General features: G+C 61.7%; 32 protein-coding genes. 12 read left to right on the top strand and 20 right to left on the bottom strand.

Features of this window, described 5'->3' with window-relative positions:
* Window positions 1–13 precede the first annotated feature (13 nt).
* Window positions 14–931 (bottom strand): sulfate adenylyltransferase subunit CysD, encoded by a 918-nt coding sequence (gene cysD / locus ASF84_RS00590; protein ID WP_056834179.1) that lies wholly within the window; start codon window positions 929–931, stop codon window positions 14–16.
* 209 nt (window positions 932–1140) lie between these two features.
* Complete coding sequence (locus tag ASF84_RS00585; protein WP_056834177.1) at window positions 1141–1899, bottom strand: Nif3-like dinuclear metal center hexameric protein; 759 nt, start codon at window positions 1897–1899, stop codon at window positions 1141–1143.
* A 175-nt stretch (window positions 1900–2074) separates the two neighbouring features.
* On the opposite strand from ASF84_RS00585, the gene algW reads away from it, so the two are divergent.
* The gene (gene algW / locus ASF84_RS00580) at window positions 2075–3235 is read left to right on the top strand and encodes a Do family serine endopeptidase AlgW (RefSeq protein WP_056834175.1); all 1161 of its coding nucleotides are present in this window, start codon (window positions 2075–2077) and stop codon (window positions 3233–3235) included.
* Window positions 3236–3251: 16 nt separating this feature from the next.
* On the opposite strand, the gene hisC is transcribed toward algW, so the two are convergent.
* The 10 genes from hisC to ASF84_RS00530 form a co-directional block, all read right to left on the bottom strand.
* Window positions 3252–4304: a histidinol-phosphate transaminase gene (hisC, locus tag ASF84_RS00575; protein ID WP_056834173.1), complete on the bottom strand. Its 1053-nt coding sequence runs from the start codon at window positions 4302–4304 to the stop codon at window positions 3252–3254.
* Window position 4305: 1 nt separating this feature from the next.
* Window positions 4306–5652, bottom strand: a complete 1347-nt coding sequence (gene hisD, locus ASF84_RS00570; protein WP_056834172.1) for a histidinol dehydrogenase — start codon at window positions 5650–5652, stop codon at window positions 4306–4308.
* Between the two features lie 123 nt (window positions 5653–5775).
* Window positions 5776–6411 carry an ATP phosphoribosyltransferase gene (gene hisG / locus ASF84_RS00565; protein WP_056834169.1) on the bottom strand — a complete coding sequence of 212 codons (636 nt, stop codon included), beginning with the start codon at window positions 6409–6411 and terminating at the stop codon, window positions 5776–5778.
* A gap of 149 nt (window positions 6412–6560) precedes the next feature.
* Window positions 6561–7826, bottom strand: a complete 1266-nt coding sequence (gene murA, locus ASF84_RS00560) for a UDP-N-acetylglucosamine 1-carboxyvinyltransferase (RefSeq protein ID WP_056834167.1) — start codon at window positions 7824–7826, stop codon at window positions 6561–6563.
* Window positions 7827–7848: 22 nt separating this feature from the next.
* Window positions 7849–8088: a BolA family protein gene (locus ASF84_RS00555; RefSeq protein ID WP_056834165.1), complete on the bottom strand. Its 240-nt coding sequence runs from the start codon at window positions 8086–8088 to the stop codon at window positions 7849–7851.
* Between the two features lie 102 nt (window positions 8089–8190).
* The gene (locus ASF84_RS00550) at window positions 8191–8508 is read right to left on the bottom strand and encodes an STAS domain-containing protein (protein ID WP_056834163.1); all 318 of its coding nucleotides are present in this window, start codon (window positions 8506–8508) and stop codon (window positions 8191–8193) included.
* A complete protein-coding gene (locus ASF84_RS00545) occupies window positions 8505–9158 on the bottom strand; it encodes an MlaC/ttg2D family ABC transporter substrate-binding protein (protein ID WP_056834161.1) in 654 nt (217 codons plus the stop codon). The genes ASF84_RS00550 and ASF84_RS00545 overlap by 4 nt, the downstream gene beginning before the upstream one ends.
* An 11-nt stretch (window positions 9159–9169) precedes the next feature.
* A complete protein-coding gene (gene mlaD, locus ASF84_RS00540) occupies window positions 9170–9637 on the bottom strand; it encodes an outer membrane lipid asymmetry maintenance protein MlaD (protein ID WP_056834159.1) in 468 nt (155 codons plus the stop codon).
* Window positions 9637–10434, bottom strand: coding sequence for a lipid asymmetry maintenance ABC transporter permease subunit MlaE (gene mlaE / locus ASF84_RS00535; protein WP_056834157.1), 798 nt, complete (start codon window positions 10432–10434; stop codon window positions 9637–9639). The genes mlaD and mlaE overlap by 1 nt, the downstream gene beginning before the upstream one ends.
* Window positions 10434–11243 carry an ATP-binding cassette domain-containing protein gene (locus ASF84_RS00530; RefSeq protein WP_056834156.1) on the bottom strand — a complete coding sequence of 270 codons (810 nt, stop codon included), beginning with the start codon at window positions 11241–11243 and terminating at the stop codon, window positions 10434–10436. Before ASF84_RS00530 ends, mlaE begins: the two co-directional genes overlap by 1 nt.
* Before the next feature lie 299 nt (window positions 11244–11542).
* Between ASF84_RS00530 and ASF84_RS00520 the strand changes: the two genes are divergently transcribed.
* The 10 genes from ASF84_RS00520 to ASF84_RS00475 all read left to right on the top strand — a co-directional run bounded on the left by ASF84_RS00520 (window position 11543) and on the right by ASF84_RS00475 (window position 18617).
* The gene (locus tag ASF84_RS00520) at window positions 11543–12517 is read left to right on the top strand and encodes a KpsF/GutQ family sugar-phosphate isomerase (protein WP_056834152.1); all 975 of its coding nucleotides are present in this window, start codon (window positions 11543–11545) and stop codon (window positions 12515–12517) included.
* Window positions 12517–13056 carry a KdsC family phosphatase gene (locus ASF84_RS00515; protein ID WP_156684119.1) on the top strand — a complete coding sequence of 180 codons (540 nt, stop codon included), beginning with the start codon at window positions 12517–12519 and terminating at the stop codon, window positions 13054–13056. Before ASF84_RS00520 ends, ASF84_RS00515 begins: the two co-directional genes overlap by 1 nt.
* A 9-nt stretch (window positions 13057–13065) precedes the next feature.
* Window positions 13066–13638, top strand: a complete 573-nt coding sequence (lptC, locus tag ASF84_RS00510; RefSeq protein WP_056834151.1) for an LPS export ABC transporter periplasmic protein LptC — start codon at window positions 13066–13068, stop codon at window positions 13636–13638.
* Window positions 13625–14170: a lipopolysaccharide transport periplasmic protein LptA gene (lptA, locus tag ASF84_RS00505; RefSeq protein WP_056834150.1), complete on the top strand. Its 546-nt coding sequence runs from the start codon at window positions 13625–13627 to the stop codon at window positions 14168–14170. Before lptC ends, lptA begins: the two co-directional genes overlap by 14 nt.
* The gene (gene lptB / locus ASF84_RS00500; protein WP_056834148.1) at window positions 14171–14896 is read left to right on the top strand and encodes an LPS export ABC transporter ATP-binding protein; all 726 of its coding nucleotides are present in this window, start codon (window positions 14171–14173) and stop codon (window positions 14894–14896) included.
* Window positions 14897–15055: 159 nt separating this feature from the next.
* Window positions 15056–16564, top strand: coding sequence for an RNA polymerase factor sigma-54 (locus tag ASF84_RS00495; RefSeq protein ID WP_056834146.1), 1509 nt, complete (start codon window positions 15056–15058; stop codon window positions 16562–16564).
* A 120-nt stretch (window positions 16565–16684) separates the two neighbouring features.
* A complete protein-coding gene (hpf, locus tag ASF84_RS00490; protein ID WP_056834144.1) occupies window positions 16685–16993 on the top strand; it encodes a ribosome hibernation-promoting factor, HPF/YfiA family in 309 nt (102 codons plus the stop codon).
* Between the two features lie 11 nt (window positions 16994–17004).
* A complete protein-coding gene (gene ptsN / locus ASF84_RS00485; protein ID WP_056834143.1) occupies window positions 17005–17469 on the top strand; it encodes a PTS IIA-like nitrogen regulatory protein PtsN in 465 nt (154 codons plus the stop codon).
* A gap of 2 nt (window positions 17470–17471) precedes the next feature.
* Entirely contained in the window at window positions 17472–18329 is an 858-nt protein-coding gene (rapZ, locus tag ASF84_RS00480) for an RNase adapter RapZ (RefSeq protein ID WP_056834141.1), read from the top strand.
* Between the two features lie 15 nt (window positions 18330–18344).
* Entirely contained in the window at window positions 18345–18617 is a 273-nt protein-coding gene (locus ASF84_RS00475; RefSeq protein WP_056834140.1) for an HPr family phosphocarrier protein, read from the top strand.
* A gap of 67 nt (window positions 18618–18684) precedes the next feature.
* Here the strand turns inward: ASF84_RS00475 and ASF84_RS28905 are convergent, their stop codons facing one another.
* The 6 genes from ASF84_RS28905 to pmbA form a co-directional block, all read right to left on the bottom strand.
* A complete protein-coding gene (locus ASF84_RS28905) occupies window positions 18685–18858 on the bottom strand; it encodes a hypothetical protein (RefSeq protein WP_153811665.1) in 174 nt (57 codons plus the stop codon).
* 27 nt (window positions 18859–18885) lie between these two features.
* Window positions 18886–19497, bottom strand: coding sequence for a superoxide dismutase (locus ASF84_RS00470; protein WP_056834138.1), 612 nt, complete (start codon window positions 19495–19497; stop codon window positions 18886–18888).
* 1 nt (window position 19498) lies between these two features.
* Window positions 19499–19954, bottom strand: coding sequence for a tetratricopeptide repeat protein (locus ASF84_RS00465; protein ID WP_056834136.1), 456 nt, complete (start codon window positions 19952–19954; stop codon window positions 19499–19501).
* Window positions 19955–19981: 27 nt separating this feature from the next.
* On the bottom strand, window positions 19982–21358 hold the full coding sequence (locus ASF84_RS00460) for a class II fumarate hydratase (RefSeq protein ID WP_056834134.1): 1377 nt from the start codon (window positions 21356–21358) through the stop codon (window positions 19982–19984).
* Window positions 21351–21746, bottom strand: coding sequence for a hypothetical protein (locus ASF84_RS00455; protein WP_056834131.1), 396 nt, complete (start codon window positions 21744–21746; stop codon window positions 21351–21353). The genes ASF84_RS00460 and ASF84_RS00455 overlap by 8 nt, the downstream gene beginning before the upstream one ends.
* Window positions 21747–22108: 362 nt before the next feature.
* The gene (gene pmbA, locus ASF84_RS00450; protein WP_056834129.1) at window positions 22109–23455 is read right to left on the bottom strand and encodes a metalloprotease PmbA; all 1347 of its coding nucleotides are present in this window, start codon (window positions 23453–23455) and stop codon (window positions 22109–22111) included.
* A gap of 107 nt (window positions 23456–23562) precedes the next feature.
* Here pmbA and yjgA point away from each other — a divergent pair, with 107 nt between their 5' ends.
* Complete coding sequence (gene yjgA / locus ASF84_RS00445; RefSeq protein ID WP_056834127.1) at window positions 23563–24084, top strand: ribosome biogenesis factor YjgA; 522 nt, start codon at window positions 23563–23565, stop codon at window positions 24082–24084.
* Window positions 24085–24128: 44 nt separating this feature from the next.
* Here yjgA and tldD read toward each other — a convergent pair whose 3' ends face one another.
* Complete coding sequence (tldD, locus tag ASF84_RS00440; RefSeq protein ID WP_056834125.1) at window positions 24129–25568, bottom strand: metalloprotease TldD; 1440 nt, start codon at window positions 25566–25568, stop codon at window positions 24129–24131.
* Window positions 25569–25570: 2 nt separating this feature from the next.
* Window positions 25571–26416 carry a carbon-nitrogen hydrolase family protein gene (locus ASF84_RS00435; RefSeq protein ID WP_056834123.1) on the bottom strand — a complete coding sequence of 282 codons (846 nt, stop codon included), beginning with the start codon at window positions 26414–26416 and terminating at the stop codon, window positions 25571–25573.
* Window positions 26417–26423: the final 7 nt, after the last annotated feature.

Raw genomic sequence — 26423 nt, 5'->3', positions numbered from 1 at the left:
GGTAACCCTGAAATTAGAAGTAGCCTTGACGTTTCTTGTCTTCCATGGAGCCTGCGCCATCGTGGTCGATGACGCGGCCCTGGCGCTCGGACGTCCGGGTCAGGAGCATTTCCTGGATGATGTCGGTCAGGGTCTCGGCCTGCGACTCGACCGCGCCCGTCAACGGGTAGCAGCCCAGGGTACGGAAACGCACCTTCTTCTTGACGATGCGGGCTTTTTCTTCCTCGGACAGGTGCTCGAGGATGCGCTCGTCGTCGATCATGATCAGCGTGCCGTTCTTCTCGATCACTTCACGCTCGGCGGCGAAGTACAGCGGCACGATCGGGATGCCTTCGAGGTAGATGTATTGCCAGATGTCCAGCTCGGTCCAGTTCGACAGCGGGAAGACGCGGATCGACTCGCCCTTGTTGACCTTGCCGTTGTAGACGTTCCACAACTCCGGACGCTGGTTCTTCGGGTCCCAGCGGTGCTTGCTGTCGCGGAACGAGTAGACCCGCTCCTTGGCCCGGGACTTTTCTTCGTCGCGGCGGGCACCGCCGAAGGCAGCATCGAAGCCGTACTTGTCCAGCGCCTGCTTGAGGCCCTGGGTCTTCATGATGTCGGTGTGCTTGGCACTGCCGTGGGTGAAGGGGTTGATGCCCTGCGCCACACCCTCGGGGTTGACGTGGGTGATCAGCTCCAGGCCCATTTCCTCGACCATCTTGTCGCGGAAGCTGTACATCTCCTGGAATTTCCACCGGGTATCGACGTGCATCACCGGAAACGGCAGCTTGCCCGGGAAAAAGGCCTTGCGTGCCAGATGCAGCATCACGGCCGAATCCTTGCCGATCGAGTACAGCATCACCGGGTTATCGAACTCGGCGGCGACCTCGCGGATGATGTGGATGCTTTCCGCCTCCAGCTGTTTCAGATGCGTCAGTTTGTCAACCATGGCTACTCACGGATTGCATTCGTTGTGGACCGGGATTCGGGGCGGGCCCAAGTCCCGCGGCGGCCTGCGGGCCGTATTCGAGCCGCGCACTTTATCATGCCGGGCAGCGGGTCTTCAGCGGCGCGGATAGATCGAAACGATCTAACGATATAGCTTCTCGTTTTGCACCCCCAGGGTCGCCGACCTGTGCACCCCCTTGGACACAGGCTTCAGATCGGATTGGGGCAATCGATAAAGGTGTGCTCCACCGCAAAGCGTCGGGCCAGATAATCACCCAGCGCCTGCACCCCATAGCGCTCGGTCGCATGATGACCGGCGGCAATGAAGCTGATGCCGTTCTCGCGGGCGCTGTGAAAGGTCTGCTCGGACGCCTCGCCGCTCAGGAACAGGTCGACGCCTTCCAGGATCGCCTGATCGATGTAGCCCTGCCCGCCCCCGGTGCACCAGCCAACCCGACGGATCATCGACTGGCCCTCGATCAGCAAGGGCTCGCGCCCCAGCACGTCCTCGACCCGCCGGGCAAAATCACGCGCACTGAGTGGTTCGGCCAGTGAGCCGACCAGCCCGACCACGCGTGGGTTTTCCGGGTCCAGCGGGCCTTCGACGGTGATTTCCAGTTGCCGCGCCAGCTGGACGTTATTGCCGACCTCCGGGTGGACATCCAGCGGCAGGTGGTAGGCCAGCAGGCTGATGTCGTGCTTGAGCAGGGTTTTCAGCCGGCGCTGCTTCATGCCGACCACACACGGGTTTTCGCCTTTCCAGAAATAACCATGGTGGACCAGGATCAGGTCCGCCTGGGCCTCGACGGCAGCGTCCAGCAGGGCCTGGCTGGCGGTCACGCCACTGACGATGCGCATGACCTGGGGGCGCCCTTCGACCTGCAGGCCGTTGGGGCAGTAATCCTGAATGCGGGCGCTGTTGAGGTAACGGTCGGCTTCTTCGACCAGGGTACTGAGGGCTACGGCCATGCAAGGATTCCTCTGTGAGTGGCTTGGCGTCGACCAGAGACACCCAAGCCGGCAAGGCGACATCATTTATTGCACACGAAGTGCGAGACAGCGCACGCGGTGCTCGTATAATGCCCGCCATTATGGCGTACCCCCGCTAAAAATTTCTGCGCCCGCACCCTCAGGACCTCACTCAATGCTCAAGGCACTGCGCTTTTATGGCTGGCCATTGCTGGCAGGCGTACTGATCGCCCTGCTGATCATCCAGCGTTACCCTCAATGGGTCGGTTTGCCGAGCATGGATGTCAATCTGCAACAGGCCCCCCAGACGACCCAGGTCGTGCAAGGCCCCTCCTCTTACGCCGATGCGGTCAGTGCGGCGGCCCCTGCGGTGGTCAATCTCTATACCACCAAGATGTCCAAGACCAACCCGCTGTTCGAAGACCCGCAGTTCCGGCGCTTCTTCGGCGACAACCAGCCCAAGCAGAAGCGCATGGAGTCCAGCCTGGGCTCGGGCGTGCTGATGAGCCCGGAAGGCTACATCCTGACCAACAACCACGTGACCAGCGGCGCTGACCAGATCATCGTGGCCCTCAAGGATGGCCGGGAGACCATCGGCCGGGTCATCGGCAGCGACCCGGAAACCGACCTGGCAGTGCTCAAGATCGACCTGAAGAACCTGCCGGCGATGACCATCGCCCGCTCCGATGGCATCCGCATCGGCGATGTCGCCCTGGCCATCGGCAACCCGTTCGGCGTCGGCCAGACCGTGACCATGGGCATCATCAGTGCCACCGGGCGCAACCAGTTGGGCCTGAACACCTACGAGGACTTCATCCAGACCGACGCGGCCATCAACCCCGGCAACTCCGGCGGCGCCCTGGTCGATGCCAGCGGCAACCTGACCGGCATCAACACCGCGATCTTTTCCAAGTCCGGCGGCTCGCAAGGCATTGGCTTTGCCATCCCGACCAAGCTGGCCATGGAGGTCATGAAGTCGATCATCGAGCACGGCCAGGTCATCCGTGGCTGGCTGGGGATCGAGGTGCAGCCGTTGACGGCAGAGCTGGCCGAATCGTTCGGGCTCAAGGACCGGCCGGGCATCGTGGTGTCGGGGATTTTTCGTGACGGTCCGGCACAGAAAGCCGGCCTGCAATTGGGCGATGTGATTCTGGCGATCAATAACGAGCCGGCCAGCGACGGGCGGCGCTCGATGAACCAGGTGGCGCGCACCCGCCCCAAGGACAAGATCACCCTCAACGTGATGCGCAACAACAAGGAAATCCGCCTGAGCGCCGAAGTGGGCATCCGCCCGCCTCCGGCGCCTGCAGCAGCGCCAGCGCAGCCCGCCGAATAATCGACGGGCCAGTGCCTCAGAGGCCGCTCAAGCCGTCCAGCAGCGCCTGGTTCTGCTCGGGCGTGCCGATGCTGATGCGCAGAAACTGGGCAATGCGCGCCTGCTTGAAGTGACGCACGATCACGCCCTGCTCGCGCAGGGTGGCGGCCAGGCCGGCCGCATCGTGTTGCGGATGGCGAACAAAGATGAAGTTGGCGGCCGACGGCAGCACCTCAAAGCCCTTGGCCTGCAACTGCTCGACCAGTATTTCGCGGCTGGCAATCACCGCATTGCGCGTGGTGTCGAAGTGCGCCTGGTCTTCGAACGCCGCCGTCGCCCCGACAATGGCCAGACGGTCCAGCGGGTAGGAGTTGAAGCTGTTCTTGACCCGCTCCAGCGCCTCGATCAGGTCGGGATGCCCGACCGCAAGCCCCACCCGCAAACCGGCCAGCGAGCGCGACTTGGACAGGGTCTGGGTGACCAGCAGGTTCGGATAACGCTGCACCAGGGCAATGGCCGTTTCACCGCCAAAATCGATGTACGCTTCATCCACCACGACCACCGAATCCGGGCTGGCCTTGAGAATCTGCTCGACCGCCTCCAGCGCCAGCAGGCAGCCGGTGGGCGCATTCGGGTTGGGGAAGATGATCCCGCCGTTGGGCCGGGCGTAGTCCTGCGGACGGATCTGGAACTGCTCATCCAGCGCGACGGTTTCATGCGCCACGCCATACAGGCCGCAATACACCGGATAGAAGCTGTAGCTGATGTCCGGGAACAGCAGCGGCAGGTCGTGCTGGAACAGGCCGTGGAAAATGTGCGCCAGCACCTCGTCCGAGCCGTTGCCCAGGAACACATGGCTGGGCGGTACCTGGTAATAACGGGCTACCGCCTGCTTGAGCAGGTCGCTGTTGGGGTCCGGGTACAGACGCAGGTCGTCGCCCAGTTCGGCGCGCATGGCTTGCAGCGCCCTGGGCGAGGGGCCATAGGGGTTTTCATTGGTGTTGAGCTTGACCAGCCTGGTCAGCTTGGGCTGCTCGCCCGGCACATAGGGCACCAGGCTCTTGACGAAGGGACTCCAGAATCTGCTCATGTTATTTGCCTTGCTCGGTGCGCACGGGTTGCCAGTCGGTGTCGGTGATGCGGTATTCGGCGCTGCGGGCATGGCCACTCAGCGATTCGCCACGCGCCAGTACCGAGGCGGTCTTGCCCAGCTCGGACGCGCCTTGCGGCGAGCAGAAGATGATCGAAGAGCGCTTCTGGAAGTCATACACGCCCAGCGGCGAAGAAAAGCGCGCAGTGCCGGACGTCGGCAATACGTGGTTGGGACCGGCGCAATAGTCGCCCAGCGCCTCGCTGGTGTGACGGCCCATGAAGATCGCGCCGGCATGGCGGATCTGCGGCAGCCAGGCCTGCGGGTCTTCCACTGACAATTCCAAGTGCTCGGGCGCGATACGGTTGGCCACGTCGATGGCCTGCTGCATGTCGGCCACCTTGATCAGCGCGCCACGGCCGTTGATCGAGGTCTCGATGATGGTGGCGCGGTCCATGCCCGGCAGCAGCCTGGCGATGCTGGCCGCCACGCGGTCGAGAAACTCGCCATCAGGGCTGACCAGGATGGCCTGGGCGTCTTCGTCATGTTCGGCCTGGGAAAACAGGTCCATGGCGATCCAGTCCGGATCGGTCTGGCCATCGCAGACCACAAGGATTTCCGAGGGCCCGGCGATCATGTCGATGCCGACCTGGCCAAAGACATGGCGCTTGGCCGTGGCCACATAGATATTGCCGGGGCCGACGACCTTGTCGACCTTGGGCACGCTTTGCGTGCCATAGGCCAGGGCTGCGACGGCCTGGGCGCCACCGATGGTGAAGACCCGGTCGACGCCGGCGATGCAGGCGGCGGCCAGCACCAGTTCGTTTATTTCACCGCGCGGGGTCGGCACCACCATGACCACTTCAGTCACGCCGGCCACTTTGGCAGGGATGGCATTCATCAGCACCGAAGAGGGATACGACGCCTTGCCGCCCGGCACGTACAGGCCGGCACGGTCCAGCGGCGTGACTTTCTGGCCCAGCACCGTGCCATCGGCCTCGGTGTAGCTCCAGGAGTCCTGTTTCTGCCGTTCGTGGTAGCTGCGCACCCGCTCGGCGGCCACTTCCAGGGCCTGGCGCTGGGCATCGCTGATGCGGGTCAGGGCCAGTTCAAGGCGCTCGCGCGGCAGGATCAGGTCGGCCATCGAGGCCACTTCAAGTCCGTCGAAACGCTGGGTGAATTCCACCAGCGCAGCATCGCCCCGCTCGCGGACAGCCTTGATGATGTCCAGTACCCGCTGGTTGACCGAGTCGTCGGACACGCTTTCCCAGCTCAGCAGATGATCCAGATGTCGAGCGAAATCCGGGTCGGCAGCATCGAGTCGGCGTATTGCAGTGGACGTGGTCATAGCGAGGGCCTCAGTGATTGGCGGATGCTCAGGTGCCATAAGCTACCAAGCTATCCGCGCTGACACCTGAGAAATTTGGCTATGACACGGATAGCTGGACGCGGCGAATGCCGCGCAGGAAGGTCAGCCGTGGTGTCGGGATTCGACCGCCTGGCGCAGGGTGTCGATCAGGGCCTGGATGCGTGCGTGCTGCATCTTCATGGAGGCCTTGTTGACCACCAGGCGCGAACTGATGTGCGCGATCATGTCCTGGGGTTCAAGGCCATTGGCGCGCAAGGTGTTGCCGGTGTCGACCACATCGATGATCTTGTCGGCCAGACCGATCAGCGGTGCCAGCTCCATCGAGCCGTACAGCTTGATGATGTCGACCTGACGGCCCTGCTCGGCGTAATAGCGCTTGGCGACATTGACGAACTTGGTGGCCACCCGCAGGCGCCCCTTGGGCTCGACGGCACCGATGGCACCGGCAGTCATCAGCTTGCAACGGGCAATGTTCAGGTCCAGCGGCTCGTACAGCCCCTGGCCGCCGTATTCCATCAGCACGTCCTTGCCGGCGACCCCCAGGTCGGCCGCGCCGTGCTCGACATAGGTCGGCACGTCGGTGGCGCGCACGATCAACAGGCGGACATCGTCCTGGGTCGTGGGAATGATGAGCTTGCGGCTCTTGTCCGGATTCTCGGTGGGCACGATGCCGGCTGCAGCAAGCAGCGGCAGGGTGTCATCGAGGATGCGGCCCTTGGACAATGCGATGGTCAACATGGAAAACGTAAGTCCTTATCAGGAAACTCATGCCCGGGTGTCCCCAGGGCTTGCCCGGCCTGCAGGCGCGCAAAACGCAACAAACCGGGTCACGCATTAGAAATCACACCGGCGCGCAAAGCAACGGCCTCGAGAGAGGCCGTTGTCGACTAGCCCGGAACGCGACGAATCTTCGCGCCCAGCATTTGCAGTTTTTCTTCGATGCACTCATAGCCGCGGTCTATGTGATAGATGCGGTCGATCAGCGTGTCGCCTTCGGCGACCAGCGCCGAAATCACCAGGCTGGCAGAAGCCCGCAGGTCAGTGGCCATGACCGGTGCGCCCTTGAGCACGTCGGTTCCGGTCACGATCGCAGTATTGCCTTCGACCTGGATCTGCGCGCCCATGCGGTGCATTTCATACACATGCATGAAGCGGTTTTCGAAGATCGTCTCGATCACGGCACCGGTGCCTTCGGCAATGGCGTTGAGTGAGATGAACTGCGCCTGCATGTCGGTGGGGAATGCCGGATACGGTGCGGTGCGGATGTTGACGGCCTTGGGACGACGACCGTGCATGTTCAGCTCGATCCAGTCTTCGCCGGTGGTGACCTCGGCGCCCGCTTCCTGCAGCTTGAGCAGTACCGCCTCGAGGATGGTCGGATCAGTGTCCTTGACCTTGACGCGACCACCGGTGGCCGCTGCCGCCACCAGGTAGGTGCCGGTCTCGATACGGTCGGGCATGACCCGGTAGGTGGCCGAATGCAGACGCTCGACGCCATCGATGGTGATGGTGTCGGTGCCCGCACCCTGGATATTCGCGCCCATGGCGATCAGGAAGTTGGCCAGGTCGACCACTTCAGGCTCGCGTGCCGCGTTCTGCAGGACCGAACGACCACGGGCCAGGCTGGCGGCCATCATGATGTTCTCGGTGCCGGTCACACTGACGGTATCGAAGAAGAAGTGGGCGCCACGCAGGCCGCCTTCAGGCGCCTTGGCCTTGATGTAGCCACCGTCGACATCGATGATCGCGCCCATGGCTTCCAGGCCACGGATGTGCAGGTCGACCGGTCGCGAGCCAATGGCGCAACCACCCGGCAGAGCCACTTCGGCCTCACCGAAACGGGCGACCATCGGGCCCAGCACCAGGATCGAGGCACGCATGGTTTTCACCAGTTCGTACGGCGCGATCAGGGTCTTGATGGTGCGCGGGTCGATCTCGACGCTGAGTTTCTCGTCGATCACCGGCTCAATACCCATGCGACCGAACAGTTCGATCATGGTGGTGATGTCATGCAGGTGTGGCAGGTTCTGGACCGTGACCGGCCCATCGGCCAGCAAGGTCGCCGCCAGAATCGGCAAGGCCGAGTTCTTGGCGCCGGAAATGCGAATTTCGCCGTCCAGCCGGACGCCGCCGGTAATAATCAGTTTGTCCATTGCAGTTTCGACACCCGTAAGGTCAGGCGCGCTCGGCCCAGGCCGCGCGGCTGAAGAATTTCATGGTGACCGCATGGATGCTGCCATCGGCGATCCAGGGGTTCAAATGTGTGTAGATCTGTTGCTGACGCTTGACGGGGCTCAGGGCGGCCAGCTCGTCACTGATGATATTCAGCTGGAAGTTGCAGCCTTCGCCTTCGACTTCCACATTGATATCGGGCAGCTTTCCTTCAAGGAAGCTTTTCACTTCGACAGCCTGCATGCTTAACCTCGTTCGGCGCTCGGTGCGCGCGGGTCGGCCATGATACAAAAAAGCCCCTGCGATGCGAACCCTCATCAAAGAGTGGCGACCGGGGGCTTGCGATCAGGCGGTTGACGATTGAGTGCCGAAAAGCTCGCTCACTCCTGAGACTTCGGCAATCTTGCGCATATCGTCAGGCAGCGAATGGACACTGACCGACTTGCCGGCCTCATGCGCGTCGCGCATGAACGCCAGCAGCAGCGCCAGCCCGACGCTGCTGGATTTCTCGACGCCGGAGCAGTCGATGACCAGGCTGTCCAGCGAGCTGGAGCGAATCAGGGCAGCGCCCTGCTTGCGCAGCTGCGGGCCGGACCGGTAATCGAGCACGCCGTCCAGGCGCAACTCACCGGCACCGGCCAGACGTACGGCCGTCTCGGTCATTGCGCGCCCTGGCCTGTCGCTTTGTCGGTTTCCTGCTTGGCCTTGGCCACCTCGCCGGCCCAGCCGTCGATGGTCTTGTCCAGGTTATTGCCATTGCGCTGCATGGCGTCGGCGAACTGGTCACGGAACAGCTTGCCGATGTTGATGCCATTGATGATGACGTTGCGCACTTTCCACTCACCCTTGATTTTCTCCAGGGTGTAAGAGACCGGATAGACGGCCCCGTTAGTGCCCTTGACCTGCATCTCGACACTGGTGCGGTCGCCGCTTTCGTCCTTGGCCGGTGCCACGGTGATGCCCTGGTTGTTGTATTCCAGCAGCGCATTGCCATAGAACTGCATCAGGCTGCGCTTGAAGTTTTCCTGGAAGCGCTGCATCTGCGCAGGCGTGGCGTTACGCGAGTACTTGACGGTCATGATGCTGCGCGAAATGCCATCGGCGTCCACCACGGGACCCACGATACGGTTCAGCGCATCGTAGAACGCACCGGGGCTGGCCTTGTATTGCTCCTTGTTGGCCGACAGATCGCTGAGCAGCTCGCGGGTGGTGCGCTCCACAAGATCATGGGCAGACGGGGCAGCCGCTGCACTGGCCAGCAGCGGCATCATGGCCAGCAGAACCAGCAGACCGCGACGCAGGGTAGAAATCATGGACAAGCTCCTCATTTGGCTTCTTTACTCACTGTATTGAGCAGGAATTTTCCGATCAGGTCCTCAAGCACCAGCGACGACTGGGTGTCATGGATCGTACCGCCATCCTTGAGCAGGCCTTCATCGCCGCCTACGCTGATACCAATGTACTTCTCGCCCAGCAGGCCCGCCGTCAGGATCGACGCCGTGGAATCCAGCGGCAGGTTATCCACCTTCTTCTGGACTTCCAGGGTCACCCGGCCGGTAAAGGTGTCGCGATCCAGATCGATCGCCGTTACCCGACCGATGGTCACGCCGGCCATGCTGACCTTGGCTCTGACAGTCAAACCGGCAATATTGTCGAAGTAGGCATAAAGTTTATAGGTGTCACTGGTCGCACTGGCGCTCAGGCCGCTGACGCGCAACGCCAGCAGGAGCAGGGCCAGGATGCCGGCCAGCAGGAACAGGCCGACACCGGTTTCGATGGCGCGGTTTTGCATCAGAAATCTCCAAACATCAAGGCGGTCAGAATAAAGTCCAGGCCAAGCACAGCCAGCGAGGCGTACACCACAGTCCTTGTCGTAGCCCGACCGATCCCTTCGGAGGTGGGGTCGCAATCGTAACCCTGGAATACCGCGATCCAGGTCACTACCAAGGCAAATACGACGCTTTTGAGAACGCCATTGAGCACATCGTCGACAAACGAAACACTGTTCTGCATGTTGGACCAGAAGGAACCCTCATAGACTCCCAGCCAGTCGATGGCCACCCATGAGCCACCCCAGATACCGACCACACTGAAGATCACTGTCAGTATGGGCAATGAAATAAAGCCGGCCCACAAGCGGGGCGCCACGATGTACTTGAGCGGGTCGACACCGATCATTTCCAGGCTCGACAACTGCTCGGTGGCCTTCATGTTGCCGATCTCGGCGGTCAGGGCAGACCCTGCACGACCGGCGAACAACAACGCTGCCACCACCGGAGCCAGCTCGCGCAGCAGGGTCAGGGCCACCATCTGCCCCACCGCCTGTTCGGAACCATACTTGGTCAGAATGCTGAACCCCTGCAGGGCCAGCACCATGCCGATGAACATGCCGGACACGACAATGATCACCAGCGACAGCACGCCGACCGAATACAGCTGGCGAACCAGCAACTGGAAACCGCCGCTGACGTTGCCACGCCCCAGCAGGGCATTGACCAGGAAAATGCCGGAGCGTCCCATCACCGTGACGATATCGATGGCCGAGCGCCCGAGCAGGCGCACGCGCTCCATGATTGATTTGTTGCGCATCAGCGCTTCCCCAACAGGTCTTCGCGAAAATCCGGCGCGGGATAATGAAAAGGCACCGGGCCATCCGGCTCGCCGGTCATGAACTGACGAATGCGCGGGTTATCCGAGTTCATCAGCGCTTCAGGCGTGCCCTGCCCCAGGACCTGGCCGTCTCCGACGACATAGAGGTAATCGGCAATGCTGGCCGTTTCGGTCAGGTCATGCGACACCACGATACTGGTGATGCCCAGCGCGTCGTTGAGCAGACGAATCAGCCGCACCAGCACCCCCATGGCGATCGGGTCCTGACCGACGAACGGCTCGTCGTACATGAGGATCTGTGGATCCAGCGCAATGGCCCGTGCCAGCGCCACACGTCGCTTCATCCCGCCGGACAGTTCATCGGGCATCAGCTCGACTGCACCGCGCAGGCCAACGGCCTGCAACTTCAGCAGGACGATGTCGCGGATCATGTCCTCGGGCAGCTCGGTATGAACACGCAGGGGAAAGGCGACGTTCTCGAACACATCCAGGTCAGTGAACAGCGCACCGCTCTGGAACAGCACGCCCATCTGCTTGCGGGCATCAAACAGATCGCCACGCGACAGCTCGGGCAGGTTCTGGCCATTGACCCATACCTGACCGGCATCGGGACGCAACTGGGCACCCATGAGGCGCAGCAGCGTGGTCTTGCCACACCCTGAAGGCCCCATGATCCCCGTGACCTTGCCCCGGGGAATACGGATATCGACATCACTGAAAATATTGCGGGCACCGCGCTTGAAGGTAACGCCCTTCAACTCGACCGCATAAGCGTCATCGGCACTCATTTAAACTCCTGGCAATACGGCCTCGTCCCTGCGCGTGGCCACTGTGCAGGAGGCAAAGAGGACAAGGTCGGGCCGGACAAGCCGCGAACTATACCACCGCAGCATCACGTCACCCAAGCGCAGAACCGACGTCCCGTGCTCGTGTTCACATGCTGTTACGATGCAGGTCAGACCCCTCGACAAGCGCTGCGGTTTCGCGGCCATGCCCACCTTGATCAAGCGCGCAGCGATCAGAGCGTGAGCGCCAGCGATATTACCGCTATAATCCCGGGCTTTTCCCCGGCTGACCGATTTCAGACATGAGCCTGACCCACGACCTGATTCATTCCGCACAGCGCACCATCCGCCTCGAGATCGAGGCCATCGACGGCCTGCTGGGCCAGATCGATGCCGATTTCGTACGTGCCTGCGAACTGATTCTGGGCAGCAAGGGCCGCGTGGTCGTGGTCGGCATGGGCAAGTCAGGGCACATTGGCCGCAAGATCGCCGCCACCCTGGCCAGCACCGGCACCACGGCATTCTTCGTTCATCCAGCCGAAGCCAGCCATGGCGACATGGGCATGATCACCCGCGATGACGTGATCCTGGCCCTGTCCAACTCGGGCACCACCAGCGAAATCGTCACCCTGCTGCCGCTGATCAAGCGCCTGGGTATCCGGATGATCAGCCTGACCGGCAACCCCGGATCCACCCTCGCCAAGGCAGCCGACGTCAACCTTAATGCCCGCGTCGAACAGGAGGCCTGCCCGCTGAACCTGGCCCCCACCTCCTCGACCACCGCCGCCCTGGTCATGGGCGATGCGCTGGCCGTGGCCCTGCTCGATGCGCGCGGCTTCACCGCTGAAGACTTCGCGTTTTCACACCCCGGCGGCGCGCTGGGGCGGCGCCTGCTGCTCAAGGTCGAGCATGTGATGCACAGTGGCGACGCCCTGCCCCAGGTAAAGCGCGGCACCCCACTGCGTGATGCCTTGCTGGAAATGACCCGCAAGGGCCTGGGCATGACGGCCATTCTCGAAGACGACGGCCGGCTGGCCGGGGTGTTTACCGACGGCGACCTGCGCCGCACCCTGGACCGTCCGATCGACATCCACCAGACCACCGTCGACGAAGTCATGACCGTGCACGGCAAGACCGCGCGCGCCGACATGCTCGCCGCCCAGGCCCTGAAAATCATGGAGGACCACAAGATCAGCGCGCTGATCGTGGTCGACGAACACGACCGCCCCACAGGCGCTTTCAACCTGCAGGATCTTCTGCGCGCAGGAGTCATGTAATGGAGACCCGCACCGTGAGCGACGAACTGCTGCAACGCGCCAGCAAGATCAGGCTGGCGATTTTCGATGTCGATGGCGTGCTGACCGATGGCCGCCTGTACTTCCTGGAAGACGGCAGCGAATTCAAGACCTTCAATACCCTCGACGGCCAGGGCATCAAGATGCTGATCGCCTCGGGCGTCAGCACGGCCATCATCAGCGGGCGCAAGACCCCGGTGGTCGAGCGTCGCGCCAAAAACCTGGGCATCGCCCACTTGTACCAGGGCCGCGAAGACAAGCTGGTGGTGCTTGACCAGTTGCTCGGCGAACTGAACCTTGGCTACGAACAGGTCGCCTACCTGGGGGATGATCTGCCAGACTTGCCCGTCATTCGCCGCGTCGGCCTGGGGATGGCCGTGGCCAGTGCCGCCGGCTTCGTTCGCCAGCACGCCCACGGCGTCACTTGCGCCCGGGGCGGTGAAGGGGCAGCACGCGAGTTCTGCGAGCTGATCCTGAACGCCCAGGGCAACCTTGAAGCGGCCCACGCCGCCTACTTGTAGACTTCGCTCATGCTCAGCAAAAAGATTCGGACCTTCCTGATACTCGGCGTACTGGCATTCCTGCTGGCGGCGGTCGGCTACTGGAATGTCAGCCCCGAGAGCTTCATGGAGCAACCTGCCGTGATGCCTGACGAAACCGCCATCGACTACTACGCCCTGAACGCGCGCAGCGTGCAGTACCTGCCCGATGGCAAGGTGCAGTACGAAATGACGGCCGACAAGGTCGAACACGTCAAGGCCTCCGATGTCACCCTGCTGACCCGGCCGGACCTGCAGATGTACCGTGGCACGGCGTTCCCGTGGCACGTGCAGAGCGCACGCGGTGAAGTCTCACCCGGCGGCGAGCAGGTCGAGCTGATCGACGATGTGCGTGTATCGCGCACCGATGAAAAGAAACGTTCGACTGTCATTACCAGCACTCGAATGACCGTATTCCCACAGAAGCAATATGCGCAGACCGAGCAAGCCGTTAGAATCGACGCCGGCGGCGGTGTCACTACGGCCAAAGGGATGAAAGCGTATTTGAACGACGGCAGGATGGACCTGCTGTCCAACGTAAGAGGACAGTATGAGGCTCGTTAAAACTCTTCCTTTCTTGCTCGGCCTGGGCGCAGCACTGGGAAGCGCGAGCGCCTGGTCCCTGCCCACAGACCGTGACCAGCCGATTCATATCCAGTCGGACGATGCGCAGCTCGACGACAAGCAGGGTGTTGCCACCTACAAGGGCAATGTCATCATCACCCAGGGCTCGATGAAGATCACCGGCAACACCGTGACCATCACACGCAATGCCCAGGGCGAAGTCGATGTTTTCACCTCGGTCGGCAACCTGGCCTATTACGAGCAGAAGCCTTCGGCGACCAAGCCTATCGTCCAGGCCTATGCCGTGACCATCCAGTACAACGCGGGCCAGGACCGGATCACACTGATCGACAAGGCCAAGGTCATCAACGATGGCAACACCTCCGAAGGCGAAAAGATCGTCTACGACACCGTGCGCCAGATCGTCAGTGCAGGTCGCGCGACCGGCAGCAACGTGACGACGCCACGGCCACGGATCGACATGGTCATCCAGCCGAAAAAGAAAACCGAACCGCAGCAGAAGGCCCAGTAAATGGCAACGCTCAAAGCCCAGCACCTGGCCAAGAGTTACAAGAGTCGCCAGGTCGTACGCGATGTAAGCCTGTCGATCGACAGTGGCCAGATCGTCGGCCTGCTGGGCCCGAACGGTGCCGGCAAGACGACGTGTTTCTACATGATCGTCGGCCTGGTGCAGGCCGACCAGGGGCGCGTACTGATCGATGACCTGGATGTCAGCCACCAGCCGATGCACGGCCGGGCTCGCGCCGGTATTGGCTACCTGCCCCAGGAAGCCTCTATTTTTCGCAAGCTGACCGTGGCCGATAACATCATGGCCATCCTGGAAACCCGCAAGGAGCTCGACGGCGCGGCACGCCGCAAGGAGCTGGAAAACCTCTTGCAGGAGTTTCACATCACCCATATCCGCGACAGCCTGGGCATGAGCCTGTCCGGTGGCGAGCGGCGCCGTGTGGAAATTGCCCGGGCACTGGCCACTGCCCCCAAGTTCATCCTGCTGGACGAGCCCTTTGCCGGTGTCGACCCGATTTCGGTCGGCGATATCAAGCAGATCATTCATCACCTGAAGGCCAAGGGCATTGGCGTACTGATCACCGATCACAACGTCCGTGAAACCCTGGACATCTGCGAAACCGCCTACATCGTCAATGATGGACAGTTGATCGCCGAAGGCGATGCCGAGACCATCCTGGCCAACCAGTTGGTCAAAGAGGTCTACCTCGGACACGAGTTCCGCCTCTAGACCGACCACAATGACCATTGACAGCGGATTATTTGTCGTGGCGCTCTAGGCAAGCGCTTGAATTTCAGGCATATAACTTGCTTATAAAAGGCGGCGCCCAGGCGCCCTGTAGTGGATGGCGCACGCGCGCCGGCGAATGTAAGGTGTTGAGCCACTGCCATGAAACCATCGCTAGTCTTGAGAATGGGCCAGCAGCTGACGATGACACCGCAGCTGCAACAGGCTATCCGCTTACTCCAGTTGTCGACCCTGGACTTGCAGCAGGAAATCCAGGAAGCCCTGGAATCCAACCCCATGCTGGAACGCCAGGAAGAAGGCGACGATTTCGATAATTCCGACCCGATGGCGGACAATATCGAAAACAAGCCGGGCAACGAGCGTGAACACGAGCCCCAGGATTCGACCTATCAGGAATCGTCCGCACCCACCGTGGACAATCTTGAAGAAGGCGAATGGAACGAGCGCATCCCTAACGAACTGCCGGTCGACACGGCCTGGGAAGACATCTACCAGACCAGCGCCAGCAGCCTGCCCAGCAATGATGATGACGAGTGGGACTTCACCACCCGCACCTCTGTCGGTGAAAGCCTGCAGAGCCATCTGCTGTGGCAGCTCAACGTCGCGCCGATGTCCGACACCGACCGCCTCATTGCCGTCACCCTGATCGACTGCATCAACAATCAGGGGTATCTGGAAGAGTCGCTGGAAGAGCTGCTGGAAGCCTTCGATCCCGAACTGGACATCGAACGCGATGAAATCGAAGCCGTGCTGCATCGCATCCAGCAATTCGAACCGGCCGGCGTCGGCGCCCGTACCCTGAGCGAATGCCTGCTGCTGCAACTGCGCCAGATGCATGCCAGTACGCCCTGGCTGAGCGAAGCCCAGCGCCTGGTCACCGACTACATCGATCTGCTGGGCGGGCGCGACTACTCGCAACTGATGCGTCGCATGAAGCTCAAGGAAGATGACCTGCGCCAGGTCATCGAACTGGTCCAGAGCCTCAATCCACGGCCGGGCTCGCAGATCGAGTCCAGCGAGCCGGAATATGTCGTGCCCGATGTCATTGTGCGCAAGGACAGCGAACGCTGGCTGGTCGAACTGAACCAGGAAGCGGTGCCACGCTTGCGGGTCAACCCGCAGTACGCCGGTTTCGTGCGCCGCGCCGACACCAGCGCCGACAACACCTTCATGCGCAATCAGTTGCAGGAAGCCCGCTGGTTCATCAAGAGCCTGCAAAGCCGCAACGAAACACTGATGAAGGTGGCCACCCAGATCGTCGAGCACCAGCGCGGCTTTCTCGAATACGGCGACGAGGCCATGAAGCCACTGGTGTTGCATGACATCGCCGAAGCCGTGGGCATGCATGAATCGACCATTTCCCGGGTCACCACGCAGAAATTCATGCACACGCCGCGTGGCATATACGAACTGAAATACTTCTTTTCCAGCCACGTCAGCACCTCCGAAGGCGGCGAATGCTCGTCCACGGCCATTCGCGCGATTATCAAGAAACTGGTGGCGGCGGAAAATCAGAAAAAGCCATTGAGCGACAGCAAGATCGCTGGTTTACTGGAGGCACAAGGCATTCAAGTCGCCCGTCGCACAGTCGCCAAGTACCGCGAATCCCTCGGGATAGCGCCGTCCAGCGAGCGTAAGCGGCTGATGTAGCGGACGAAGCACCTGCAGGTGGCGTACCAGAGCTCACCGCTGCTTGCAGGCGCAGGCCACAGCGTTCCAGTGGCAGGTCACCGACCTGTCTCTTATGCACTGGCAAAGGGAGAAAGCTGTATGCAAGTCAATATCAGTGGACAACATCTGGAAGTGACCAAACCCCTTCGTGAGTATGTGGAGCTCAAACTCAAGAAGCTCGAAGGGCATTTCGACAAGATCACCAACGTCCAGGTCACGATGACGGTCGAGAAGCTGAAGCAGAAAATCGAAGCCACTTTGCATATTCATGGTGGGGAGGTCGTAGCCAACGCCGAACATGACGACATGTACGCGGCCATCGACCTGCTCACCGACAAGCTCGACAGACAATTGCTCAAGCACAAGGAAAAGCAGCAAAGCATCCTCAAGGGTGCGACAGCGCGCTGACATACCAACCCATGATTCGACTTGAAAACATACTGACCCCCGGCCGTTCCCTGGTGAACGTGCCGGGAGGCAGCAAGAAACGCGTGCTTGAACAGATCGCCAACCTCATCGGGCGTGAAGTACCCGCCCTGGACGCACAAGACGTATTTGAAAAACTGCTGGCCCGCGAAAAACTGGGCTCGACCGGCTTTGGCAATGGCATCGCCATTCCTCACTGCCGCCTGAATGACTGCGTAGAACCGGTCAGTGCGGTTCTGTTGCTCGACAAGGCAGTGGAGTTCGATGCTATCGACGGTGAGCCCGTCGACCTGCTGTTCGTACTGCTGGTACCACAGGCGGCCACGGACGAACATCTCAAGCTGCTGAGCCAGATTGCCGGCATGCTTGATCGCAGCGATGTACGCGACCAGTTGCGCAGCGCGAAAAGCAGTCAGGCGCTTTACGATTTAGTACTGGAAAAACTCAAAGGCCATTGAGCATGCGCATGATCATCGTCAGTGGCCGCTCAGGCTCAGGCAAGAGCACGGCACTCGACGTACTGGAAGACAATGGCTTCTACTGCGTCGATAACCTGCCGGCCGGCCTGTTGCCCGAACTGGCCGAGCGCGCCCTGCTCAACAGCGAGCAGGCCGAGCCGCTGCTGGCCGTGTCGATCGACGCGCGCAATATGCCCAGCCACCTGACCCGATTTCCGCAGATCCTCGACGAAGTCCGTGCCCGGCACATCTCTTGCGACGTGCTGTATCTGGACGCTGACGATGCCACGTTGCTCAAGCGCTTTTCCGAGACCCGTCGTCGTCACCCGTTGAGCAATGCACAGCGCTCGCTGGCCGAGGCCATCCGCGACGAGAGCCAACTGCTGGGGCCGATCATCGACCTGGCCGACCTGAAGATCAACACGACGCACCTGAACCTCTATCAGTTGCGTGACACCTTGAAGCTGCGCCTGTTGAACAAGCCCGAGCCCGGCACGGCCTTTCTCATCGAGTCGTTCGGCTTCAAGCGTGGCATGCCCGTGGACGCCGACCTGGTGTTCGATGTGCGCTGCCTGCCCAACCCGTACTGGAAGCCTGAACTGCGCGACCATTCAGGGCTTGAGCCCATAGTGGCCGAGTACCTGGCAGCGCAGCCTGATGTCGAGGAAATGTTCCAGGACATCTTCACCTACCTCAATAAATGGTTGCCGCGCTTCGCCGCCAGCAACCGTTCCTATGTGACCATTGCCATTGGCTGTACCGGCGGACACCACCGTTCGGTCTACCTGACCGAGCGCCTGGGCCAGGTTCTGCAACAATCACTCAAGAACGTCCAGGTTCGCCACCGCGACCTCAGCTGAAGGATTTCCACTGCGATGCCCGCTTGCCAGATCACCATCATCAACAAACTCGGCCTTCATGCCCGGGCCGCCGCCAAGTTTGTCGGCGTGGCCGGCAAGTTTCCCTGCCAGATCAGGATCGGTCGCACACCTGAAACGCTTATCGACGGCAAAAGCATCATGGGCGTCATGATGCTTGCGGCCGGCAAGGGCACCGAACTGCACGTGTCCGCCGAGGGCGACGATGCGGAACAGGCACTGCAAAGCATCGTCGAACTGATCAACAACAAGTTTGACGAGGGCGAGTAATACTGCAGCGCTGTTGATAGCAAAAAAGGGGCCCTGTTCACCAGGCGCCCCTTTTTTGTTTACCGTCTTAACCCAGGGTGCAGGCAGTCCCCTGCTCCAGGGTCCGTAGCCCACAAGGCTCCAGATCGAACCAGGCCAGCCCCTGGACCACCAGCAAACAGGTGCCGGCCAGCAGCAAGAGGCTGCCGACTATCAGGCGAAGCCTGCGTGCACGGCGGTTGATTGGTGTTAGTGAACGCATGAGGCACCCTGGATGGTGACGAATGAATCAGCCCTTGGCCGCCTGGTAGCGGCGAGCGACTTCATCCCAGTTGATGACATTGTAGAAAGCACCGATGTATTCGGCGCGACGGTTCTGGTACTTGAGGTAATAGGCATGTTCCCAGACGTCGAGGCCCAGAATTGGCGTATTGCCGTGCATTAACGGGCTGTCCTGGTTGGCGCTGTGCTCGACCACCAGTTTCTTCTCGGGGGTCACACTCAACCAGGCCCAGCCGCTGCCGAAACGTTTGACGGCCGCGTCGGTGAAGGCGGCCTTGAAGGCCTCGAAACCGCCCAGGTCCTGAGCAATGCCAGCGGCCAGGTCACCTGTCGGCTCGCCACCACCGCCGGGCTTCATGACCGTCCAGAACAGCGAGTGGTTGGCATGACCGCCACCATGATTGACGACCACCGCGCGCAGGTTCTCTGGCAGTTCCTTGGCCTTGCCGACCAGTTCCTCGACCGGGAGCTGCTCATATTCAGTACCGGCAACGGCTTTGTTCAGGTTGTCGATGTAGGTCTGGTGGTGCTTGGTATGGTGAATCTTCATCGTTTCCGTATCGACGTACGGCTCCAGTGCCTCGTAGGCATACGGCAATTCAGGCAGGGTGTGAGACATGTCAATGGACTCCGTGCAGGTAATGAGTAGCTGAAGGCTTTTGCAACGACGTGCGGGCGTGCTCGCTGTTGCTGTTCAGCAGTCGATGGGTACGCGGGTATTCGCCGTGCTCGCTGATAAAGCCCAGCAACTCGGCATAGGTCTTGTTGCTATGGCGCAAGGCAGCCTGGCGCAGGGCGTCGGGCAAGCGCGAATCCTGCATGGCCTGCAACAGGCGCTGATGGATCGCACACAGGTATTCGGCGCTCTCCTCCGGCTGTCCCAGGCTCAAATGCAGGTCGGCCAGGTTATGGTGTGAAATGACGCAGGCGGCGACCGCTTCATCCGGGTCCGCCCAGCGCTCGAACAGCACCTGCGCCAGCGCCAGCGCCTGGAGGTACAACTCACGAGCTTCTACCCACTCGCCGAGATTGAAACAGCGATTGGCCTGTTCGATGGTCCGTTTCCAATGCTGCATGACTACCTCCAGAGGCATGGCGGCGGTTCAGATACCGCCAGCGGTCAGTTTTTCAGGGTTGAGCAACACTTCCAGCTGGCTGCGTTGCAGGTCGGTATGTTCCAGCGCCACGTCGATGATCGGACGGCCTTGCTGATAGGCCTTCTTGGCGATCTCGGCAGCTTTCTGGTAACCGATGATCGGGTTCAATGCGGTCACCAGGATCGGGTTGCGCGACAGCGCTTCCTGAAGCTTTTCCTGGTTGACCTTGAAGCTGCTGATGGCCTTGTCGGCCAGCAGACGACTGGCATTGGCCAACAATTCGATGCTGGCCAACAGATTCTGGGCGATGATCGGCAGCATCACGTTCAGTTCGAAGTTGCCGGACTGGCCGGCCACAGTAATGGCCATGTCATTGCCGATCACTTGCGCGGCGACCATTGCCGTGGCTTCCGGAATCACCGGATTGACCTTGCCAGGCATGATCGATGATCCCGGCTGCAGCGCCTCCAGTTCGATCTCGCCCAGGCCTGCCAAGGGACCGGAGTTCATCCAGCGCAGGTCATTGGCAATCTTCATCAACGAGACGGCCGTGGCCTTGAGCTGGCCGGAGACCGCGACGGCGGTGTCCTGCGAACCGATCAGGGCAAACAGGTCCTTGCCCGGCTTGAACGCGACACCGCTCAGCGCGCTCAGCTGGGCGTTGAAGCGCCCGGCGAACTCAGGGTGTGCATTGATCCCGGTGCCCACCGCCGTGCCGCCCTGGGCCAGCGATTGCAGGCTTGGCTGCAAGGCCTGAAGATGTTCGAGGTTGGCGCGAATCTGCTGCGCCCAGCCATTGAGCACCTGGCTCAAACGCACCGGCATGGCGTCCATGAGGTGGGTGCGACCGGTCTTGACGAACGGATGCACCTGGGCGGCCTTGTGCTCGGTGACCTCGATCAGATGCTGCAAGGCAGGCAGCAAGTGCTCATGCAGGGCCAGTGCCGCGCTGACGTGGATAGTGGTCGGGATGATGTCGTTGCTGCTCTGGCCACAATTGACGTGGTCATTGGCATTGATCACCTCGCCATGAATGCGGGTCGCCAGGGTCGCGATCACTTCGTTGGCATTCATGTTGGAGCTGGTGCCGGAGCCGGTCTGGAAGACATCGACCGGAAAGTGGACCATGAAATCGCCGGCCAGCAGGTCGTTGACCGCCTGGACGATGGCCTTGCTCTGCCCTTCGCTGATCTGCTCCAGCTCCAGGTTGGCCTTGGCGGCGGCAGCCTTGGCCAGCAACAGCGCACGGATGAACTGCCGCGGCATGCGCTGCTGGCTGATCGGGAAATTGTCGACCGCACGCTGGGTCTGTGCGCCATACAGGGCTTCGGCCGGCACCTGCAGTTCGCCCATGCTGTCGCGTTCGATACGGGTATTACTCATCGGAATATCCTTGGACCAGTTCAGTGAGAGAGATCGACGGCTGCAGCACGCATGTAGCCAGTTCATGGACACAGGCTTGCCACTGGCGATGCCGGGCCGGGGTCACGGCCAGGGCCTTGACGTCGCGCAACGGGCGCCAGGCTTGATCCAGGCACAGGCAGCGCCAGTGCCAGGGCAGGACGGTATCGCGTGCCGTGTCGAGCAGCAGACGCAAGGCGGTCAGGGCAATCAGGGCCTTGGGCGTGGCAGTGAAACGCGCCAGATAACGCCCTTCAGCGAGGTAATGCTCGATCAGGCGCGGCTCATCGGGATCCAGCGCACAGCGGATCCGCAGACCCAGTTCGCGCCAGTTATCCAGGTAAGGCAGCTCGTGCAGGACAGACCCCATGACCCATGACTCAGCCAAGAAATGATATTCATTATTGAATGAGATTAAGAATCAAAACAAGACTCTGACGTGAATCTGTTTTTTGGGGTGCTGGAGAGGGAGGGACAAAGAAGGAGGAATGGGGGATCGCGGGTAGGAGCGCGCTTGCCCGCGACCGAGTGCGATAGCGCTCGCAAAATCTCGGAAACGCTGAGATTTACAGCTGTAAATCTGCGAAACGCTGAAGATTTACAGCTGTAAATCTGCGAAACGCTGAAGATTTACGGCTGTAAATCTATGAAACGCCACAAATTTACGACTGCTAACGCAGCCGGTCGCGGTGGTCCGGCATACCGGCAAGCGCGCTCCTACACCGGGCGGTGTCAGCTGCCGGCGACGGTCATGCGTTCGATCAGCACCGAGCCGGTGCGGATGTTGCTGCGCAGTTCAAGATCACTGCCGATGGCCACAATCTGCTTGAACATGTCGCGCATATTGCCGGCGATCGTCACTTCCTGGACCGGGAACTGGATCTCGCCGTTCTCGACCCAGAAGCCGGCCGCCCCACGCGAATAGTCACCCGTTACCATGTTCAAGCCGCTGCCCATCAGTTCGGTCACCAGCAGGCCACGCCCCATGCGACGTACCAGCGCCGACTGGTCTTCAGTACCGTGGGTGACGAACAGGTTATGCACGCCGCCGGCATTGGCCGTGCTCGGCAGGCCCAGCTTGCGGCCGGAGTAAGTGCTCAGCATGTACGAGACCAGATCGCCATTCTCGACGAACGGCTTGGCGTAGGTGGCCAGACCATCGCCATCGAAGGACGCACTGCCCAATGCATGGATCAGGTGCGGACGCTCATCGATGGTCAGCCACTCAGGGAACAGGCGTTGACCCAGCGTGCCTTCCAGGAAGGACGACTTGCGGTACAGGTTGCCGCCGGAAATGGCCCCGAGAAAACTGCCGAACAGGCCACCGGCCAATTCGGCAGAAAACAGCACCGGCACTTCGCAGGTGGGCACCGGACGGGCGCCCAGGCGGCTGGCGGCCCGCTGGGCCGCCTTGCGCCCGATGACCTGCGCGTCGGTCAGCAGATCACCCTGACGATTGACGTCGTACCAATAGTCACGCTGCATCTGGCCGCCATCTTCGGCGATCATGACGCAACTGAGGCTGTGCCGGGTCGACGCATAGCCGCCGATGAAGCCATTGCTGTTGCCATACACCCGGCAGCCCTGGTGGGTATTGAGGGTGGTGCCATCGGCATTGCGGATCCGGCTGTCGGCCTCGAACGCCGCCGCTTCGCAGATCAGCGCCTTCTCGATGGCTTGCTCCGGGGTAATGTCCCAGGCATGGAACAGATCGAAGTCTTTCAGCTCGCGTGCCATCAAGGCCGGATCGGCCAGCCCCGAGCTTTCGTCTTCGGAGGTGTGCCGGGCAATCGCCAGCGCCGCGGCGACGGTTTCGCGGATAGCGTCCGGACCACTGGCCGAAGTGCTGGCCGAGCCCTTGCGCTGGCCGACGTACAGGGTGATGCCAAATCCCTGGTCGCGATTGAACTCTACGGTCTCGACTTCGCGCTGGCGCACCGAGGTCGACAGTCCCTGGTCCACCGAGACGGCCACCTCACAGGCGCTGGCGCCCTGGCGACGGGCTTCGGCGATGATCTGCTCGACCTGCTCCTGAAGTGCTGGCAGGGCTTGTGGGCCGACGCTTTGGGTTGCACTCATGACTTTCTCCATCAAATTCTGCTTTCGGCACAGTTCACATACCGAGCGGGCCGGACAAGCGGCCCCTGACTGGTTATCATGGCGGCGTTTATTTGCGGACGGCCCCCATGGTTGATTCTTACGACGACTCCCTCGACGGGGAGAAAAGCAAAACCCAGGTAAAACGCGAGCAGCAGGCGCTGGTTGAAATGGGCGAGCGCCTGACTACCCTCAAACCGGATGTGCTCGACAAGCTGCCCTTGACCGACGGCTTGCGCCGCGCCCTGGCCGAAGCCCCCAAGCACACCGCGAATATCGCGCGAAAGCGCCATATCCTGTTTATCGGCAGGCTGATGCGCGATCAGGACCAGGAGGCTATTCTTGCCCTGCTGGACCAGCTCGACAGCTCGACCCGGCAGTACAACGAACGCTTCCACTCGCTGGAACGCTGGCGCGACCGTCTGATCGGCGGCGATGACAGCGTCCTGGAAAAATTCGTTTCCGAATACCCGGACGCCGATCGCCAGCAATTGCGCTCCCTGATCCGTCAGGCCCAGCATGAACTGGCGCATAACAAGCCACCGGCTTCCAGTCGCAAGGTCTTCAAGTACATCCGCGATCTGGACGAAGTGCAGCGCGGCCTGCGCTAGCGCCTGCTCAGGACTGGTCAGCAGTGACCAGTCCTGCCCTTCCCTCACCCGCCTGTGCCGCCCACGGTGATCGCATCGATCTTCAGGGTCGGCTGGCCGACGCCTACCGGTACGGATTGTCCGTCCTTGCCGCAGGTGCCCACGCCACTGTCCAGCGACAGGTCGTTGCCCACCATCGACACCCGGCTCATGGCCTCCGGACCGTTACCGATCAGGGTCGCGCCCTTGACCGGGGTGGTGATCTTGCCGTCTTCGATCAGGTAGGCCTCGCTGGTGGAGAACACGAACTTGCCGCTGGTGATATCCACCTGCCCGCCGCCCAGGTTGGCGCAGTAGATCCCGCGCTTTACCGAAGCGATGATTTCCTGTGGGTCGCTTTGCCCGCCCAGCATGTAGGTATTGGTCATGCGCGGCATCGGCAGGTGCGCATAGGATTCGCGACGACCGTTGCCCGTGCGTGCCACGCCCATCAGGCGGGCATTGAGCTTGTCCTGCATGTAGCCCTTGAGCACGCCGTTCTCGATCAGCGTGGTGCATTCGGTCGGGGTGCCTTCGTCATCGACGCTCAGCGAGCCACGACGACCGGCCAGGGTGCCGTCATCGACGATGGTGCACAGCTTGGAGGCAACCCTTTCGCCCATCCGGCCGCTGTAGGCCGAGCTGCCCTTGCGGTTGAAGTCGCCTTCCAGGCCATGACCGACCGCTTCGTGCAACAGCACGCCCGACCAGCCCGAACCCAGCACCACCGGCAAGGTGCCTGCCGGGGCGGGTATCGCCTCGAGGTTGACCAGCGCCTGGCGCAAGGCCTCGCGGGCGTAGCCCATGGCCCGGTCTTCATTGAGGAAATAACGGTAATCGGTACGGCCACCGCCACCGTGCCCACCGCGCTCGCGACGGCCGTTCTGTTCGACGATCACACTGACATTGAAGCGCACCAGCGGCCGTACATCGGCCGCCAGGCTGCCATCGGCGGCAGCGACCAGAATACGCTCCCAGACCCCGGCCATGCTCACCGAGACCTGCTGGATCCGTGGGTCCAGCGCCCGGGTGGCGACATCAATGCGCTTGAGCAGCTCGACCTTTTCGGCGCGGCTGAGCACTTCGAGCGGGTTGTCCGGCGCATACAGCTGGGCCACATCCTGGGTGGTGAACGCCTGGACCCGACCGTTCTGGCCGGCACGCGAGATGGAACGGGCCGCACGCGCCGCCGCGCTCAGGGCCTCGAGGTTGATGGCATTGCTGTAGGCGAAACCGGTTTTTTCGCCCGATTGCGCACGCACCCCGACCCCCTGGTCAAGGTTGAAGCTGCCTTCCTTGACAATGCCGTCCTCAAGCGCCCAGGACTCGGAAATCATGCCCTGGAAATACAGATCGGCCGCGTCGATCCCGGGACCGGCCAATTCGCCCAGCACCGATTGCAGGGTGTCCAGGTTCAGGCCGCCAGGCGCCAGAAGATGTTCGCTGACTGAGGACACGTCACTCATATTCACTCCGAAGCAGGCCGCACCGCGTCCTGCACTGAAAATCGCCGGTGACTGGACACCGGCATCCGCGCCCGTATGGACGCCTGTTCTTCACTGTCGCGCTGCGCCAGCAGCACGGCTTCACCTTTGTCCTGCTCGGCCAGTATTCGTCCCCAGGGGTCGATGATTGCCGTCTGGCCCCAGGTTTCCCGAGGGCCCGGATGGATGCCGCCCTGGGCGGCGGCCAGCAGGTAGCACTGAGTCTCGATGGCGCGGGCGCGAATCAGGATCTCCCAGTGCGCCGCACCGGTGACGGCGGTGAACGCCGAAGGTGCGGTAATCAGTTCTGCGCCCGCTTCACGCAGGGCGGTGTACAGCTCCGGGAAGCGCAGGTCATAGCATACGCTCATCCCCAACCGCCCCACCGGCGTATCGGCAACGACTACATGGCCTCCATAAGCATAGTCATCCGATTCACGGTAGCGCCCGCGATTGTCAGTCACATCGACATCGAACAGATGCAATTTGTCGTACCGGGCCGCCTGCTCGCCATGCTCGTCGATCAGCAACGAGCAGGCCGCAGCCTTGCCCTCGGGCTGATCCTGCGGTGGCAGCGGCAATGTACCGGCGACAATCCATAACCTGAGGTCACGGGCGGCCTGTTTCAACCATGGCAGGATCGGACCTTGTCCCAGGGCCTCGGCGCGGCCGATGGCGGCCGCATCGCGACGTCCCAGCGCCGGGAAGTTTTCCGGCAGCACCGCCAGCCGCGCGCCCTGCCCGGCAGCCTGCTCCAGCAGGCGCCGGGCATGGCGCAGGTTTTCGGCGATGTCGCTCTGGCTGACCATCTGAATCACGGCAAACGTCATTTGATCC

Origin of the sequence: Pseudomonas sp. Leaf127 (genome assembly GCF_001423155.1) — a bacterium.
GTDB lineage: Bacteria > Pseudomonadota > Gammaproteobacteria > Pseudomonadales > Pseudomonadaceae > Aquipseudomonas > Aquipseudomonas ovata.
The sequence above is the reverse complement of the archived record's forward strand: the minus strand, read 5'-3'. Positions and strand labels throughout refer to the sequence as shown.